A 14,629-nucleotide genomic window follows, 5' to 3' on the forward strand; every position below is an offset into this window, starting at 1 on the left:
AGCGCTGATACCGGACCGATTCTGTCCACTATTTCCTCTACCGTCCGGGGTGCAACGGCTTCACCGACCTGAGGAGAGCGCACCATGGGCTTCGTTTCGATCCGGATCATCACGGGCGACATCGCACGCCTCGTCGGCTTCTACGAGCGGGCCACCGGGGTACAGGCGCACTGGTCCACCGAGGACTTCGCCGAACTGCGGACCGCCGGCGGGACCCTCGCGATCGGCAGCACCCGGACGGTGGCACTGTTCGCGCCCGGCTCCGCCCGTCCGGCCGACAACAACAGCGTGATCTTCGAATTCCTCGTCGCCGACGTGGACGACGTGTACCGGAACCTGACCGGCTTCGTCACCGACTTCGTGACCGAGCCCACCACGATGCCCTGGGGCAACCGGTCGCTCCTGTTCCGTGACCCCGACGGCAACCTCGTCAACTTCTTCACCCCCGTCACACCGGCGGCCGTCGAGAAGTTCGCCCACTGACGACAGCCCGGCCGCCTGGGCGGTGGCCGGTCCCGGCGGCACGCTCCGCGCCGGCCCGCGGGCCCGGGCCGCCGCCGGGGGTGGTCGCGGGCGGAGGGCGGCTGGGGCAACCTGGTACCACCACCCCGCCCGACCGCGACACCATGGGCCCGCCCCACCGCCGATCCCCTGAGGAGCACGTCATGACCGACCGCACCCGCGAGCACCTGCTCGCGGCCATCGAGATCGCGGCCGACGCCCGGGCGCACGGCAACCATCCCTTCGGAGCGCTGCTGACCGACCCCGCCGGGAACGTCCTCCTCACGGCCGAGAACTCGGTGCTCACCGACCGCGATGTCACCGCCCACGCGGAGACCAATCTGGTGCGGGAGGCCTCGCGCACCCTGGCCCCGACGCAGCTCGTCGACGCCGTCCTGTACACGAGTACCGAACCGTGCGCGATGTGCGCCGGGGCGATCTACTGGAGCGGAATCCGCAAGGTCGTCTACGCGCTCGCCGGGGCGGAGCTGAACGCCATCGCCGGGGTGGACCCGGAGGAACCGGTGCTCGACCTGCCGTGCCGCCAGGTCTTCGCCGCCGGCGGCAGCACCGTGGAGGCGTCCGGCCCGCACCTCTTCGAGGAGGCCGCCGCGGTGCACACGGGGTACTGGGGGTAACGCTCCGGCCCGCCTCTTGGGACTCCTCGGTCGGACTGCTCAGGGCTGCTCAGGGCTCCTCAGTCCGGCGGCTCGGGCGGGCGGGGCACGCCGGGCTCAGGCTCGGGCTCAGGCCCGGGCGGCGCGGGTGACGGCGTAGCGGGGCCCGGGAGCACCGGATCCGGCGGCGGCTCGGGCACACCGGGCGGCAGCGGAGGATCCGGCACCAGGGGCGGGGCGGACGGGTCGGCCGGCTTCGGCGGACTGACGGGTCCGACGGACTGGGACTGCGGCTGGGGCTGGAGCTGCGTGGAACCGTACGGCATGGCTGCTGCTCCCTTTCGTCAGAAGATCCGACCGCCGTAGAACGGGTCGTAGTAGAGCCCGTAGCGGTCGCGGACGTCGGCCGACACGTCGGCCGCGCCGTCGTCGAGGCCGGGACCGTTCCTGATGTCGTCCTTGGACCGGTCGACGTACACCTTCTGCTCGCCGATCTCGATCCGGATCACGGTGCCGGCGGGCAGGAGCACCCGCCTGCCGAGGATCCACGGACCGGTGTCGACGACCAGGTGCTGGGCGCCGACGGCCTCGGACAGCTTGTCGATCTTGCCGATCGCTCCGTCGGTGGCCTCGACGTGGAAGCCGATGAGGTCGGTGCCCGCCGTGTGACCGGCGGTGTCCCGGAACTCCCAGATGTTGACGCGATCACTCACGACCGTCTCCTTCCGTCGTCGGGTCTGGCTGTCGGGTCCGGCTGTCAGGTTTGGCTGTCAGGTCTGACTGCCTGATCGGGCTGTCGGATCGGGCTGTCGGTACGCTTCGGCTGCCCCCGATCCGGAGGTTCATGCCGCTGTGTCGTCGACCGTGGCCTCGACCGGTCCGCCGCCCTCCTCGACGTGACGCTTGAAGTCGGTCAGGTCGTCGATCACCCGCCGGTCGACGAACCCGAGGGCCTCGGCGAGGTGCTCCCAGAGCCCGTGCGGTTCGACCTCCAGCTGGAACATCACCCGGGTGGCGGCGTCGCCCACGGCGTGGAAGGTGACCACACCCTGGTGCCGCACCGGGCCAGGGCCGCTGTCCCACGCCACGCGGTCGTTCTCCACCAGCTCCGTGGTCACGGCCCTGAACTCGCGCGGGCCGGCGGCGGTCCGGACCACCCAGCTGGTGTCCTGGCCCGACCGGTCGACCCTGACCACACCCCGCATGAACTGCGGGAACTCCTCACACCTGACCCAGCTCTCGTAGACCGTGCCGAGCGGCGCCGCCACCTCGACGGACTCCTCGATCCGGTGCATCGCTCCTCCTGACATGTCGGTGCCCGCCCGGCCGGCGGGCCTTCAAGCCCCGGCTGCCCCGTTCCCGGGCCGATATGCACCCCGCCTGAACCCTCGACGCGGACCCTCGGCCCGTCCTCCTCACCCGTCTCCCCCGGCCCACCCCCCTCACCCGAACGGCCCATCGCCGTTGCCGGGCCCCCACCTCACCTCCGGCAGGTGTGAATCCCGCCGAACGGGAAAACGGGGTCCGGGAAGCGGGCCCGGGGAAGGCCCGCCCACAGCGCCGGCCCGGGGAAGGCCGGCCCACAGCGCCGCGCTGCGGCCGTCGCGGGAGGAGAGCGAGCGTGTGGTGGAGCCTGTTCCGTCTGCTCCTGGCAGGTACGGGGGTGGCCCTGACCACCTACGTCCTGGACCGGACCGCCGAACGGCTGGTCCGCAGATTCGCCCCGCACCGGCCCGGCAGCGTCATGCCGGGGATGCTGCGCAGCTGCCGGCGCCCCCTGGTCACCGTGCTCGCCACCTCCCTGTCCCTCGCCGTCCAGCCGTGGGTCGGTGGTTCGCCGGAGACCCGGGAGCAGCTGCACCACCTCCTGGTCCTACTGGCGATCGCCTCCGGCGGATGGCTCGGCGCCCGGGCGGTCGGGCTCGTCGTCGAAGGCGCCGTCCGCCTCGCCGTCCACCGCCGCGACCCCTCCTCGGCCGGCCGCGCCCGCACCCAGGCGGGTCTGCTCGGCCGGATCTGCCAGGCGATCATCGCGATCGCCGCCCTGGGCGCGATGCTGATGACCTTCCCCTCCGTACGCGGCATCGGGACCAGTCTGCTCGCCTCGGCGGGCCTGGTCGGTGTGGTCGCGGGCATCGCCGCGCAGAGCGTGCTGGCCAACCTCTTCGCCGGGGTGCAGCTGGCCTTCGGCGACCTGGTCCGGATCGGCGACGTGGTCGTGGTGTCCGGCGAGTGGGGCACCGTGGAGGAGATCACCCTCACCGCGGTGGTGATCGCCACCTGGGACCAGCGCCGCCTGGTGATGCCGATGTCCTACTTCGCAGGCCGCCCGTTCGAGAACTGGTCGCGCCGCTCCAGCCGGATCACCGGCACCGCCTTCCTCCACCTCGACCACCGGGCCCCGGTCCCCCTGCTGCGCAAGGAGTTCGACGCGTTCCTCGCCGACAGCCCCCTCTGGGACGGCCAGGGCAGCGCCCTACAGGTCGTCGACACCACGCCCACCACCATCGTGGTCCGGCTCCTGGCGACCGCCGCCAACGCCGACGACGCGTTCTCCCTCCGCTGCCAGCTCCGCGAGCACCTGGTGACGCACATCTGCGAACACCACCCCGAGGCGCTCCCCCGGGTGTCCGTCACCCCGGCGCCCCGGACCGAGCCGGACACCCCGCGCGCCCCCTACCCGCCACCCGCTCAGTAGTCACCCAGTAGCCCCTCAGTAGCCGCTCAGCAGAGCACGCACCCGTCGCAGCTCCTCCGGACCGACCGTGCTGTGCCAGCGGCCCGGGTCCGCCGGACGTCGCCCCCACAACAGCAGGACGCGCACCGCAGCGTCGCTCTCGATGGTGGCCGGGCCCTCGGGCGGGGCCAGGGCGATGGACGCACCACCGGCGTCCGCGGTCACCAGGACGTCGTCGGTCCCGGGGACGCGCAGGCGGGCCTCGACGCGCCCCCCGGGCCCGAGGTCGAGTCCCGCCACGCCCCGGGCCAGCAGCGGCCGGCCGACCAGCCGCACACTGTGCGACGTCATCCACGGCTCGGCGAGCGCCTCCCGGGCCGTACGGTCGTCGCCGGTGAGGTCCCACCGGTGGAGGATCAGCTCCTCGCGCAGGTGCTCGGCGAAGAACGGCACCGTCACGGTCCGGCCGGTCCACCGCACCTCGGTGGCCGGGGGCAGGTCGCTCTCCGCGGCCGCGGCGACCTCGGCCAGTTCGGCACAGCGGGCGGCGAAGGCCTCCCACAGCTGTGCGTCGGACATCCGCCGGTACGGCTCCTCCCGATCGAAGCCGCGGGTCTCCACGGGCTCGCCCGCGTGGAAGGCGCGCAGGACGCGGGCGAGTTCCTCGGCGTTGCCGGTCTGGTGGGCGAGGACGTCCCGCACCGTCCACGCCTCGCACCACGTCCCGTCGTCGGGCCTGCGTTCCTGGACCGCCCGCACGAACGGGACGAGTTCCGGCAGGACGTCACTGACCGCGGCGGGAATCATGCGCCATGGGTATCCCGGCAGCCGCGCCGGGCAAACCTGCCGCCCGGCAGTTCGGCTGCCGGATGGTCACCTGGCGGTCCGGCCGGTATCCGTGGGCCCTCGTCGGCGACCGGACGACAAATGTTGATTCTTCAACTATAGTGGCGATGCCGCGCCACCCCGCCACCGGCCCTCCAGGGCCGTCCCCCACCTTGCGGAGGAACCATGGACCAGCTCGTCACCGACAACACCGAGAAGTCGCGCTTCGAGATCCAGGACGGCGGCGAACTCGCCGGCTTCGCCGAGTACCACCGCTCCGGCGACGAGATCGCCTTCATCCACACCGAGATCGACCCCCGCTTCGAGGGCCGCGGCCTGGCCGGCCGCCTGGCACGCGCGGCACTGGACACGGCCCGCGAGCAGGCACTCGCCGTACTCCCCTACTGCCCCTTCATCCGCAGCTGGATCACCAAGCACCCCGAATACACCGACCTGGTCCCCGCCTCCCACCGAGCCCGCTTCGGCCTCTGAGCCGCACGTCGGCCGACGCCACGGCGAGAAGCACGAGGCCACCCGGCCCCGGATTGCCAACTTCCCTTCCGGGGAGGCGGCTTGCCGGGCGCAGTGATGCCTCGCACAATCGCTGTCATGTCGACGAACACCTCGGAAAGCCACTCCGCGCCGTCCCCGGCTCCGGCCCCCGGCAGGCGCGTGCTCCTGATCGGCGCGTCCCGGGGCCTCGGCCTCGCCCTCGCCCAGGAATGGGCGCGGGCCGGCTGGCAGGTCGTGGCCACCGTGCGCGGCTCGGGCCGGACCGGCCTGCACGAGCTCGCCGATGCCGACGCCCACGCCGGGCAGGTCGAGATCGAGACCGTCGACATCACCGAGCCCGAGCAGGTCGCGGCGCTGCACGGTCGCCTGACCGGCCGGACGTTCGACCTGCTCTTCGTGAACGCCGGCGTCACGAACCAGCCCGAGGGCACGGTGGCACAGACCTCCACCGAGGAGTTCGTCCGCGTCATGGTCACCAACGCGCTGAGCCCGCTGCGCGTCATCGAGGCCCTCCAGGACCTCGTCGAGCCAGCGGGCACGATCGCGGTGATGTCCTCGGGCCAGGGCAGCGTGGCCAACAACGAGCGCGGCGGCCACGAGGTGTACCGCGGCAGCAAGGCCGCGCTCAACACGTTCATGCGCAGCTACGCGGCCCGGCACAGCGGCGAACCCCGGCCCCTGGTCCTCATGGCCCCCGGCTGGGTGCGCACCGACATGGGCGGCTCGGACGCCCTGCTCGGCATCGACGAGAGCATCCCGAACGTGGTCAGGACGCTCGACGCCCTCCGGAGCAGCCCGGGCCTGCACTACGTCGACTACCTCGGCCGAACCGTGGCCTGGTGAGCGCGGCGCTCCGGAGCAGCACGGCGCTGATGGGCCGCGAGTTCGACCCGACCGTCGAGCCCGCGCAGCACCCTGCTCCCCCCGCTCAGGAGGGGAGGGCGGCGAGCCAGTCGGTCAGGATCCGGTTGACCTCGGTGGGGCGTTCCTGTTGGACCCAGTGCCCGCAGCCGTCGAGGATGTGGCTGGAGAGCAGGCCGGGCAGGGTCGCGGGGTAGGCCGCGATCGCGTCGGCCAGCCAGGTGGTGGAGGCGTCCCGGCTTCCGCCGATGAACAGGGACGGCTGGGTGACGGGGGCACCGTCGAAGTCGGCGAGGTCCTCCCAGTCCCGGTCCATGTTCCGGTAGCAGCCCAGCGCCCCGCTCATGCCGGTTCGCTCGAACTCTCCGGCGTAGACGTCGAGTTCCTCCGCGCCGAGCCAACCGGGCCGCCGTCCGGCGGGGAACCGGTCACGAAGTGTCCCGCCACGGCTGACGAAGTGCGGGTCGGGTGCGCCGGCCGCCGGCATGGTGTCGGCGGACAACGCGGCGTAGAAGCCCGCGAGCCAACCACGCACGTCCGGTTCGATCTCGGCCTCGGCCCGGCCCGGCTCCTGGAAGTAGGAGACGTAGAACTCCTCGTCGCCGCCCAGTTGCGCGAAGACCTCGCCGGGCCTCGGGCCGCCCCGCGGGAGGTAGGGAACGCTCAGCAGCCCCACGGCACGGAAGACATCCGGTCGGATCAGGGCGGAGTTGGCGGCGATGGTCGAGCCCCAGTCGTGGCCGACGATCACCGCGGACCGTTCACCCAGAGCGTGGACCACCGCGACGTTGTCCTCGACCAGGTCGAACATCCGGTACGCGGCCACCTCCTCGGGCCTGGAGGAGCGCCCGTACCCGCGGACATCGATGGCGACCGCGCGGTATCCGGCAGCGGCCAGCACCGGCAACTGGTGGCGCCAGGAGTACCAGGACTCCGGGAACCCGTGCAGCAGCAGGACCAGCGGCCCGGTGCCCTGCTCCACCAGGTGGATCCGGCCGGCGGGCGAGGGGACCAGCCGGTGAGTGGGGCCCGTGGTCCGCGACGGTGACATGTGTCCTCCTGGGATCTCGATCCGGCGTACGCCAAGTTCGGTTCGGCGAACCGACATTCGACGACCCGCTGTTCGGCGGCGTGATGCCGATGCAGTGCTGACGCAGTGCCGATCATGCTGCGCGCGTACCGCGGAGGGCGAGGCCTGTTGCCGTTTCAGCAAACCGACCCGCGGCCCGCCCGTGACAATGCTCCGATCGGTCGCCCCTATGGCCCGCACGGCTACGTCCTCGCGAGCAACGCGCTCAGCTGCCCGATCCAGGTGTTCCGTAGGCAAACGCCCAGTTCCGGGCGGTCGAAGCGGCATCAAACCCACCGAGTCGTTCGGCACAGCGCACATGTTCTCGCGAAGGTGTGCAAGGTGGCGCCGAGACGACACAGGTTCGCGCTGCGGGTCACCGATTCACGCTGGCCGGGCGTGGGCGTACGAGATTGGCCCGTACTGCCTCGGATTCGTCGAACATGACGGTCAGATCGTCGGCGGGGATGGTGAATCGCCCTTGCGCCCAACGTCCTGCAACGAGCCAGACCGAGTCCGACCGGTGGGGATCGCCCTGGTCATGGCGGACGGGCGCGAAGTCGAGCCGGATCCAGACGGGGGTGGCGCCTCCGGAACCCCATTCGACCCAGGCCAGCTCGGTGTGGAGTATCTCGCGGTGGAGCAGGCCGGACCAGCGCGGGTGGTCGGTGACCGATATAAGCGCGGGGAAGCCGGAATTGCCGGGCCTGGTCGGGAACGTCTCGATCGGCTGGTCGAATACTTCGATGCCATAGCCGTCGAAGCTGTCGTTCCAGATCAGAGTGAACACCACGCCGAGGTGCGTGGTGAACTGGCAGCCGAAGGTCGGCTCGTGCCCCTGGCGCAGGTCCCATTCCGCGGGCTCAAGCCCGTCGGGCCCACCGGTCGGCACGACGTAGTCGACCTGGTCGATGAGCAGGCCGCGCAGTGAGGCGACGGTTCGCTCCAGTTGCCGTGCTGTGGTCTTCGGTCCGGTAATGACTACGATGATCACACTGAGCGGTGCGGTGTGCCGCTGTTTCTCTCCGCCCGGGCACTGTCAGGGTCCGGGGTTCTACCGTGACATCGCCGCCGGTTCGTCGATGCCCCCAACCGGCCGGGCCGTCGTGGACGACCACCCGGTCATGGGTGCAACCGTTCTCCGACGCCCCTACCCCCTGGAGAAGACCCGCTGCGCGCTCCCCCGCGGCTGGCCGCCCAGGCTGGCCACCGTGCCCGTTCGCTCCTCCTGCAGATAGATCTCGCAGTCGCCCCCGGAGTAGTAGTCCCGCAGCACCACGAAGACCCCCGACCCCGCGTCGTCCACACTCCCCGCCCGCCAACTCCCCTGGTACTCCCCCAACGCCGCCCCCTGCCCGACGGGATCCTTCGCGCAGAAGTACCCGTCGAGCCGCACCTCACCGAGCCGGCCCCCCTCCCGCAGTTCGATCACCTCGTCCCGCGACGCCCAACGCCCCACGTAGTCCTTCGGATCCGGCCCGCCCGACCGGGCCTTCAGATACCCCGTCAGCCCCGCGATCAGCAGGACACCCACCAACAGGACAGCGCCCTCCCGGGACTTCAGGTACTTCCATCGACCAGCCACAGCTCCCCCTCACTCCACGCCGTCGTACTCGAAGTCACCGCGGCACCTCAGCCCTTCTCCATGACGAACCCCTTGCTCGCCAGCAGCCACAGGTCCTTCTCGTTGGTCATGGCCGTCAGCCAGATCCTGCAGTTGCCTCCCCCGTCCTTACGGGTCGCCGTCACATACACCCCCCGACCGGCGTCGTCGAGGTAGGACTTCTTCCAACTCCCCTCCAGTTCCGTCGGCTGTGCCGGATCGGCCGCCGCGCTGTCGCACACGTAGGCCGGCACCGTCGCGGACCCGATCCGTCCGTCCGGGAGGAACTCGAGCACCGCCGTACCGCCGCTCCACCGTCCGACCGGGTCGGGCACGTCAGGCCAGGAAGGCCGGAACGTCAGCCACACGACCACGCCCACGCCGAGAACACCGAGAACCCCACCCAGCACGCCGAACAGGACGCGCCGTCCCCTCGCCACACGATCCTCCATCGAATATCTGATCGACCAATTCACATGACATTCGAGCACCGAGAACAGTAGTGACCGGTGTCCCTTCGCGGCGAACCTCTCGACCGGGCCTACCCGTGTGCTTCTGTCGCAGACCTGCCCATTCCTTGGCTCCTCGGACACTGTCCACCTGTTGACATGTACGCGAGAATCATTCGGTGGACATCATCAGCGAACACTCAACGCCCCGCGGACGAACCCGCCGACGGGGAGCGAAGATCTCGCTCCTGCTCACCGTCCTTCTCGCCGGCTCCACCCTCCTCCCGGCGACGGCCTCCGCCGCCGGGCAGGACCCGGAACAGATCTGTGGCAAGACGGTCCAGGGCCGCATCCTGGAGAAGTACCGGGAGTACCGGACCACGCTCGGCTGCCCCAAGGACAACGAGCAGACCGCTCCCGACGGGGTGGGCCGGTTCAGTGTCTTCGACGGCGGCTCGATCTACTGGAGCCCCTCCACCGACGCCCACGCCATCTGGGGCCTCATCCGCGACAAGTGGGCCGCCATGGGCTGGGAGAAGGGCTCCCTCGGCTACCCCACCAGCGACGAACTGTCCCTCCCTGACGGTGCTGGGAAGCGCCAGGTGTTCCAGGGTGGCTCGCTCTACTGGCATCCCACACGTTCCAACGGCGTCCACCCCGTCTGGGGCCTCATCGGCCAGCGCTGGGGACAGGCGGGCTGGGAAGGCGGGGTGTACGGCTACCCCGTCACCGACGAACTCCAGCAGGAGGGCGTCACCCAGATGTTCGAGCACGGGCCCATCCGGTGGTCGCCGAACGAGACCGCGAACCCGCTGATCCCCCGCGCGAACGCCCAGTTCTTCCAGGGCAGCCCGGCCCCGGGCGATCTGAAGGAGAGCGCCACGCTGCTGCCCAAGGGCCCCGACCGGGGCATCGTCGTGGTGCGCGGCTACATCGGCGACGACGGCAGCCCGATCAACCACGCCCTGGGCAACCACCGCCTGTGGAGCACCGAACCCGAAGCCAGCTCCAAGGTGGCCATCGCCTGGGACACCGCCACGGGCCAGGTCGGGATCTACGTCGACCAGTCCTGTGTCGGGGATCTGACGTGCCGTAATGCCAAGCCTCTGGTGCGTACCGAGCACGCCAAGGTGGTCCAGGACGACCGGACCCCGCAGAACGAGTACTGGGCGGAGCCCTACGGTGACGGCGGCATCCGGGTGGACGTGTCAGCGGTCAACTCGTTCGTGGACGTCCCTGGCTCGCAGTACGCGGACCTCGGCCGGATCAACGCGACGTTCCACATCTACCCGCACCGCTACGACGACAAGAACAAGAACTTCACCGGCTTCGACGTCGACACGAACAAGGACAGGTACCCGTCCTGGGAGGTCCTGCGCTACCCGCGCCTGCTGGAGAACTCCGGTTCCCCGCAGGCCCTGTGGCAGGGCGCCGTGTGGCAGGGTTCCATCACGGACCTGAAGGCCCCGCAGCACCTGTGCCACCGGAACGACCCGGACCACGCACCCGTCAACATGACCTGCAACTGATCGACGCGGCAGGGCCGGTCCGTCCGGTCTCCCGCCCAGTCCACCGGCACGATGTACGCGCTGGCGGAGCGGGCGCCGATTCCGGCGCTGCGGAGGTGGCCGGGCGAGGGACTGGTCGCTTTGGAGGCCCTGTACGCGTGAAGTTCCGGCCGGGGGACAACATGTCCTACCGGCCGGAACTTCACGAGCAGTGGGGCCCCTGGAAAGCGCCGCACCGGTCGGGCCTTCTCGCGTTCGCGGCCACCTCGATGAGCGCTCACGGTGAGATGAGACCGCTCAAGGTCCGGTACGACAGGACACCAGACAGCCTCGATACCGCGCCTCGATACCGCCCCACCCTGCCGACACCCGGGCCCGGCCTGCCCGGACGGGGCCAGCAGGCCTCGGTCAGCGCACGATGAAGGCCTCGGTGAGGGACCCGCCGGGGGGAAGCTCCGAGCACGGAATGTCGGACGCCTGTTCGGTGATCGATTCGCCGGTGCGGGCGAGGACGACTCGGAGGCAGGCACTTCCGACTTCGGAGGCCCCCCACCCCGTCGGGTACACCACGTCAGCCATCACGCCCACCACGACGGAGCCCCCGTCCCCGGCCAGCGTGACGACGTGCACCGCGGTGCGCGCCGCGAGCGCCTCCAGCGACATGGCCGTCTGCGGACCGGCGGTGAAGGCCGGTACCAGCCCGGCCGCGTACCGATGGGCATCCGCCCCGGCCTCGGCCTGCGCCCGGACGCGACGGTCCCCGGCCGCGGATCGGTCATGGACGGCAGTGACGACGAAGTCCGTCACAGCCAGCACCAGCACGGCGGCGGCCACGGCGAATACCCGGCGAAGAACCCTCATCTGATCCACTCCGAAACAGCCGGCCCTGGCGAACCAAGCGGGTTGGTCAATCGGGAAACGCTGGCGGAAGCACGACGGTACGCCTCCCTCCCCGGCAGGAAAGATGGGGCACCGCGCGTCCCGGCCGGCCGCTCAGCGCTGCACGGCTTCGACCTTCTCCATGGTGAGTACAGCACGGAGTTTCGCGAGGAAGCACGTCATGCGACTCATTCTCCTCCGACCGTCCAACTCATCGGTGGCAGGGCCGGATTCACGATGACCCTATGGTCCGTCGATGTCCTCGACCGCCGTGGGGTTGTCGTAGAGCGGCCAGCCCCCACTCGCAGGGGTGACCGTGGTGGCCGAGCTGGCGACGAGGTCAGCGTTCGGGCGGACGGTCCGGTGCGACCACAGCGCCGCCCCGTTCACTGGCGGGCGGGTCGGGGCAGTTCGTCGAGCCAGGCGCCGATGAGGCCCTGGACGGTCTCGGCGCACTCGACCTGCGGGTTGTGGCCGACGCCGTCAAGCACCGTCGCCGCCATCCGGGGGTAGTGGTCGAGCAGGGCGAGTTGGTCGCGCCAGCCCACCAGGGCGTCCTGCCGGGTGGTGACCAGCAGGTGCCGGCCGTGGTGGGCTGGCGCGCGGTGTTCGGGCCAGTGCGGCAGCAGGAAGTCGGCTTCGAGTTCGGCGGCGGCCGCCTGGTCGTGCGCGCGCCATCCCGGCCGGACGTACTGTTCGAAGAGCTTCCAGTTGCGCGTGGTGTGACGGGCCATGACGAGGCCGAAGAGTTCGCGGTCGGCGGGCGGGAGCCGGTCGAGGAGCTCGTCGTCGCGCTCGGCCACGGTCACGCCGGGCAGGGTCCGGTCGGGGCCCCAGTGCACGACCGGTACGAGCAGCGCCGAGCCCAGGACCTGCGCCCCGAACCTCGCCGTCACCGCCCGGGCCAGTTGTCCGCCGAACGACTGCCCGAGCACGGCGAAGGGCTGCTCACCCAGTTCGGTGTGGATCCAGTCGAAGACGGCGTCGGCCAGGGCTGCCGCCGACGTCGTCCCCGGCAGCCGGGGGCTGGTGCCGTGGCCGGGGAGGTCGAGGTAGAGCCGCCGCCACCCGGGGCGGTCGGCGAAGGCGGGTTCGACGGGGAGCAGGACCCGGTGGTCGACGGTGTAGCCGTGGATCATGACGAGCGGTGTGCCGTCGCCGAATTCGAGGTGCCGGATGGCGGAGTCGGTCATGACGGAAGGGTCCAACCATCACACCAATGGCAAGGTCAAGCCGACAGGCATCCCGACGTCGGCTCACACCTCGGGCACACACCTCAGACGCACACCTCGGGCTCACGCCTCAGGCCCGGCTCTTGACCTCGGTGAGGTACTCCCGGATGGCATCACGGTTACGGGTCAGGCACTGGATCCGACGGGTCATCCGCTCCGTCTCGGACTCCAGGGTGCCGATCATCTCCGGTGTGGCGTCGGCGAAGTGGATCGTCCGCGGGCTGTCCAGGCAGGGCAGGATCTGCCTGATGATCCGCGTGGGCAGTCCGGCGTCCAGGAGTCCGCGGATTTGCAGGACCCGGTCGACGAGGTAGTCGTCGTAGGCGCGGTAGCCGTTCGCCTCGCGGTGCGCGGTGATCAGACCCTGCTGCTCGTAGTAGCGCAGCAGGCGCGGAGGAGTGTCCGTCAGCCGGGCGAGTTCGCCGATACGCATGTGACCACCCTCACGCCCGACCGGTGCCGTTCCGGGCTGGACCTTGACATGAATGTCAAGGATAGACGATCGGGCCCATGCCCGAACTTCACTCCCCCAGCCCCTCGAACCCGCCCGCCACCCGGCTTCCCCAGCCCCCGAACCGGCCCGCCATCCGGCTTCCCTGGCCCAGCCTGCTGGCCCTGAGCACCGCCGGATTCGTCACCATCATGACCGAGGCCCTGCCCGCCGGCGTGCTGCCCGCGATGAGTGCGGACCTCGGCGTCAGCCAGTCCGGCGCCGGGCAGTCCGTCACGCTCTACGCGGCCGGTTCCATCGCGGCCGCCATACCGCTGACCGCCGCTACCGCCGGCTGGCCGCGCAAGCGCCTGCTGCTGCTGTCCGTCGGCGGCTTCGCCGCGGCCAACGCCGTCACCGCGGTCTCGACGAACTATCCCCTCACCATGGCGGCGCGCTTCGCCGCGGGCCTGGTCGCAGGCCTGCTCTGGGCCCTGCTGGCCGGGTACGCCCGCAGCATCGTCGCGCCGGAGCAGCGCGGGAGGGCGATGGCCGTCGCCATGGGCGGCTCGACGGCCGCCCTGTCGGTGGGCGTGCCCGCCGGCACCCTGGTCGCGGCGCTGGTGGGCTGGCGCACCACCTTCGGACTGATGAGCGCCGTCGCCGTGGCACTCACCGCCTGGATGCTCGTCGCGCTCCCGGCCGTCCCGGGGCGGCCCGGCCACGCCCGCACCCCCGTCCGGCAGGTGCTGCGGATCCCGGGGGTGGCGGCCGTCCTCACCGTCACGGCGGCCTTCGTCCTCGCCCACAACCTGCTCTACACGTACGTCGCGGCGCTGCTCGCACCCCTGGGGCTCGGCGGCCGGACCGACACCGTCCTGCTCGTCCTCGGACTGTCCTCCCTGGTGAGCATCCTCGGTACCGGGGCGCTGATCGACCGCCACCTGCGCACCCTGACGATCGCCGCCTGCGCCCTGCTCTCCGCCGCGGCCCTGTCCGTCGCCGTCGCCCTGCTCACCGGCACCTCCTGGCCCGTCTACGGCAGCGCCGCGGTCTGGGGTCTCGCCTTCGGCGGCGCCGCCACCCTCCTGCAGACGGCGGTGGCCGACGCGGCCGGCCCGGCCGGGGACATCGCCCAGTCCCTGCTCGTCACCTGCTGGAACCTCGGCATCGCCGGCGCCGCGCTCGCGGGCGGCCTCCTCCTCGACCACGGCGGCCCGAGCACGTTGCCCTGGTCCGCCCTGGCCCTGCTCGCCGCCGCTCTGACCGTCACCGCCGCCGCCCACCGCCACGGCTTCCCCCGCCTCACCGACCGCCCCACCGGCCACCCGACCGGCCACCCGACCGGCCACCCGCCCCGCTGAACGGTCCGGCCGTCCGGTCGGCTCTGCTGCGGCAATCCCCGAGGCCGTGGTGACGGGAGTGCTGCTGGTTGGTGGCGAGGCCGACGTCCGTGAGGCGGGCG

At 71.3% G+C, this 14,629-nt stretch carries 17 protein-coding genes; 7 read left to right on the forward strand and 10 right to left on the reverse strand.

Annotation, left to right across the window (positions count from 1 at the left end; translation table 11 throughout):
• The first annotated feature begins 84 nt into the window (after window positions 1-84).
• Together ACFWPI_RS07710 and ACFWPI_RS07715 are read left to right on the forward strand one after the other, a co-directional pair.
• On the forward strand, window positions 85-483 hold the full coding sequence (locus tag ACFWPI_RS07710; RefSeq protein WP_380370852.1) for a VOC family protein: 399 nt from the start codon (window positions 85-87) through the stop codon (window positions 481-483).
• A gap of 182 nt (window positions 484-665) precedes the next feature.
• Window positions 666-1,139 carry a nucleoside deaminase gene (locus ACFWPI_RS07715; protein WP_063352502.1) on the forward strand — a complete coding sequence of 158 codons (474 nt, stop codon included), beginning with the start codon at window positions 666-668 and terminating at the stop codon, window positions 1,137-1,139.
• 323 nt (window positions 1,140-1,462) lie between these two features.
• Here the strand turns inward: ACFWPI_RS07715 and ACFWPI_RS07720 are convergent, their stop codons facing one another.
• Both ACFWPI_RS07720 and ACFWPI_RS07725 read right to left on the reverse strand, forming a co-directional pair.
• Entirely contained in the window at window positions 1,463-1,831 is a 369-nt protein-coding gene (locus ACFWPI_RS07720; RefSeq protein ID WP_063352503.1) for a hypothetical protein, read from the reverse strand.
• Between the two features lie 129 nt (window positions 1,832-1,960).
• Window positions 1,961-2,413: an SRPBCC family protein gene (locus ACFWPI_RS07725; RefSeq protein ID WP_380370856.1), complete on the reverse strand. Its 453-nt coding sequence runs from the start codon at window positions 2,411-2,413 to the stop codon at window positions 1,961-1,963.
• Between the two features lie 326 nt (window positions 2,414-2,739).
• On the opposite strand from ACFWPI_RS07725, the gene ACFWPI_RS07730 reads away from it, so the two are divergent.
• A complete protein-coding gene (locus tag ACFWPI_RS07730) occupies window positions 2,740-3,816 on the forward strand; it encodes a mechanosensitive ion channel family protein (protein WP_380370858.1) in 1,077 nt (358 codons plus the stop codon).
• Window positions 3,817-3,831: 15 nt separating this feature from the next.
• Here the strand turns inward: ACFWPI_RS07730 and ACFWPI_RS07735 are convergent, their stop codons facing one another.
• Window positions 3,832-4,602, reverse strand: a complete 771-nt coding sequence (locus ACFWPI_RS07735; protein ID WP_380370860.1) for a maleylpyruvate isomerase N-terminal domain-containing protein — start codon at window positions 4,600-4,602, stop codon at window positions 3,832-3,834.
• Window positions 4,603-4,806: 204 nt separating this feature from the next.
• On the opposite strand from ACFWPI_RS07735, the gene ACFWPI_RS07740 reads away from it, so the two are divergent.
• Both ACFWPI_RS07740 and ACFWPI_RS07745 read left to right on the forward strand, forming a co-directional pair.
• Window positions 4,807-5,112, forward strand: coding sequence for a GNAT family N-acetyltransferase (locus ACFWPI_RS07740; protein WP_380370862.1), 306 nt, complete (start codon window positions 4,807-4,809; stop codon window positions 5,110-5,112).
• A gap of 117 nt (window positions 5,113-5,229) precedes the next feature.
• A complete protein-coding gene (locus ACFWPI_RS07745; RefSeq protein WP_380370864.1) occupies window positions 5,230-5,976 on the forward strand; it encodes an SDR family NAD(P)-dependent oxidoreductase in 747 nt (248 codons plus the stop codon).
• Window positions 5,977-6,061: 85 nt separating this feature from the next.
• Here the strand turns inward: ACFWPI_RS07745 and ACFWPI_RS07750 are convergent, their stop codons facing one another.
• The 4 genes from ACFWPI_RS07750 to ACFWPI_RS07765 all read right to left on the reverse strand — a co-directional run bounded on the left by ACFWPI_RS07750 (window position 6,062) and on the right by ACFWPI_RS07765 (window position 9,118).
• Window positions 6,062-7,045, reverse strand: a complete 984-nt coding sequence (locus ACFWPI_RS07750; RefSeq protein WP_380370867.1) for an alpha/beta fold hydrolase — start codon at window positions 7,043-7,045, stop codon at window positions 6,062-6,064.
• A gap of 394 nt (window positions 7,046-7,439) precedes the next feature.
• Window positions 7,440-8,057: a hypothetical protein gene (locus ACFWPI_RS07755; protein ID WP_380370869.1), complete on the reverse strand. Its 618-nt coding sequence runs from the start codon at window positions 8,055-8,057 to the stop codon at window positions 7,440-7,442.
• Window positions 8,058-8,213: 156 nt separating this feature from the next.
• Window positions 8,214-8,648 carry a hypothetical protein gene (locus tag ACFWPI_RS07760; protein WP_380370871.1) on the reverse strand — a complete coding sequence of 145 codons (435 nt, stop codon included), beginning with the start codon at window positions 8,646-8,648 and terminating at the stop codon, window positions 8,214-8,216.
• Window positions 8,649-8,695: 47 nt separating this feature from the next.
• Window positions 8,696-9,118: a hypothetical protein gene (locus ACFWPI_RS07765; protein WP_380370874.1), complete on the reverse strand. Its 423-nt coding sequence runs from the start codon at window positions 9,116-9,118 to the stop codon at window positions 8,696-8,698.
• 176 nt (window positions 9,119-9,294) lie between these two features.
• On the opposite strand from ACFWPI_RS07765, the gene ACFWPI_RS07770 reads away from it, so the two are divergent.
• On the forward strand, window positions 9,295-10,644 hold the full coding sequence (locus tag ACFWPI_RS07770) for an LGFP repeat-containing protein (RefSeq protein ID WP_380370876.1): 1,350 nt from the start codon (window positions 9,295-9,297) through the stop codon (window positions 10,642-10,644).
• 387 nt (window positions 10,645-11,031) lie between these two features.
• On the opposite strand, the gene ACFWPI_RS07775 is transcribed toward ACFWPI_RS07770, so the two are convergent.
• The 3 genes from ACFWPI_RS07775 to ACFWPI_RS07785 form a co-directional block, all read right to left on the reverse strand.
• Window positions 11,032-11,457, reverse strand: a complete 426-nt coding sequence (locus ACFWPI_RS07775) for a hypothetical protein (RefSeq protein WP_380370879.1) — start codon at window positions 11,455-11,457, stop codon at window positions 11,032-11,034.
• A 431-nt stretch (window positions 11,458-11,888) separates the two neighbouring features.
• Window positions 11,889-12,695, reverse strand: a complete 807-nt coding sequence (locus ACFWPI_RS07780) for an alpha/beta fold hydrolase (protein WP_380370882.1) — start codon at window positions 12,693-12,695, stop codon at window positions 11,889-11,891.
• 109 nt (window positions 12,696-12,804) lie between these two features.
• Window positions 12,805-13,167, reverse strand: coding sequence for a MerR family transcriptional regulator (locus ACFWPI_RS07785; RefSeq protein ID WP_363584314.1), 363 nt, complete (start codon window positions 13,165-13,167; stop codon window positions 12,805-12,807).
• A gap of 77 nt (window positions 13,168-13,244) precedes the next feature.
• On the opposite strand from ACFWPI_RS07785, the gene ACFWPI_RS07790 reads away from it, so the two are divergent.
• Complete coding sequence (locus ACFWPI_RS07790; RefSeq protein WP_380370886.1) at window positions 13,245-14,528, forward strand: MFS transporter; 1,284 nt, start codon at window positions 13,245-13,247, stop codon at window positions 14,526-14,528.
• Window positions 14,529-14,629 lie beyond the last annotated feature (101 nt).

Source organism: Kitasatospora sp. NPDC058492 (genome assembly GCF_042720685.1).
Lineage (GTDB): Bacteria > Actinomycetota > Actinomycetes > Streptomycetales > Streptomycetaceae > Kitasatospora.

Coding starts and splice junctions, on each gene's coding strand:
- ACFWPI_RS07740 (WP_380370862.1), top strand. CDS start 4,807: ATGGACCAGCTCGTCACCGACAACACCGAGAAGTCGCGCTTCGAGATC.
- ACFWPI_RS07710 (WP_380370852.1), top strand. CDS start 85: ATGGGCTTCGTTTCGATCCGGATCATCACGGGCGACATCGCACGCCTC.
- ACFWPI_RS07725 (WP_380370856.1), bottom strand. CDS start 2,413: ATGCACCGGATCGAGGAGTCCGTCGAGGTGGCGGCGCCGCTCGGCACG.
- ACFWPI_RS07785 (WP_363584314.1), bottom strand. CDS start 13,167: ATGCGTATCGGCGAACTCGCCCGGCTGACGGACACTCCTCCGCGCCTG.
- ACFWPI_RS07735 (WP_380370860.1), bottom strand. CDS start 4,602: ATGATTCCCGCCGCGGTCAGTGACGTCCTGCCGGAACTCGTCCCGTTC.
- ACFWPI_RS07780 (WP_380370882.1), bottom strand. CDS start 12,695: ATGACCGACTCCGCCATCCGGCACCTCGAATTCGGCGACGGCACACCG.
- ACFWPI_RS07715 (WP_063352502.1), top strand. CDS start 666: ATGACCGACCGCACCCGCGAGCACCTGCTCGCGGCCATCGAGATCGCG.
- ACFWPI_RS07790 (WP_380370886.1), top strand. CDS start 13,245: ATGCCCGAACTTCACTCCCCCAGCCCCTCGAACCCGCCCGCCACCCGG.
- ACFWPI_RS07750 (WP_380370867.1), bottom strand. CDS start 7,045: ATGTCACCGTCGCGGACCACGGGCCCCACTCACCGGCTGGTCCCCTCG.
- ACFWPI_RS07745 (WP_380370864.1), top strand. CDS start 5,230: ATGTCGACGAACACCTCGGAAAGCCACTCCGCGCCGTCCCCGGCTCCG.
- ACFWPI_RS07765 (WP_380370874.1), bottom strand. CDS start 9,118: ATGGAGGATCGTGTGGCGAGGGGACGGCGCGTCCTGTTCGGCGTGCTG.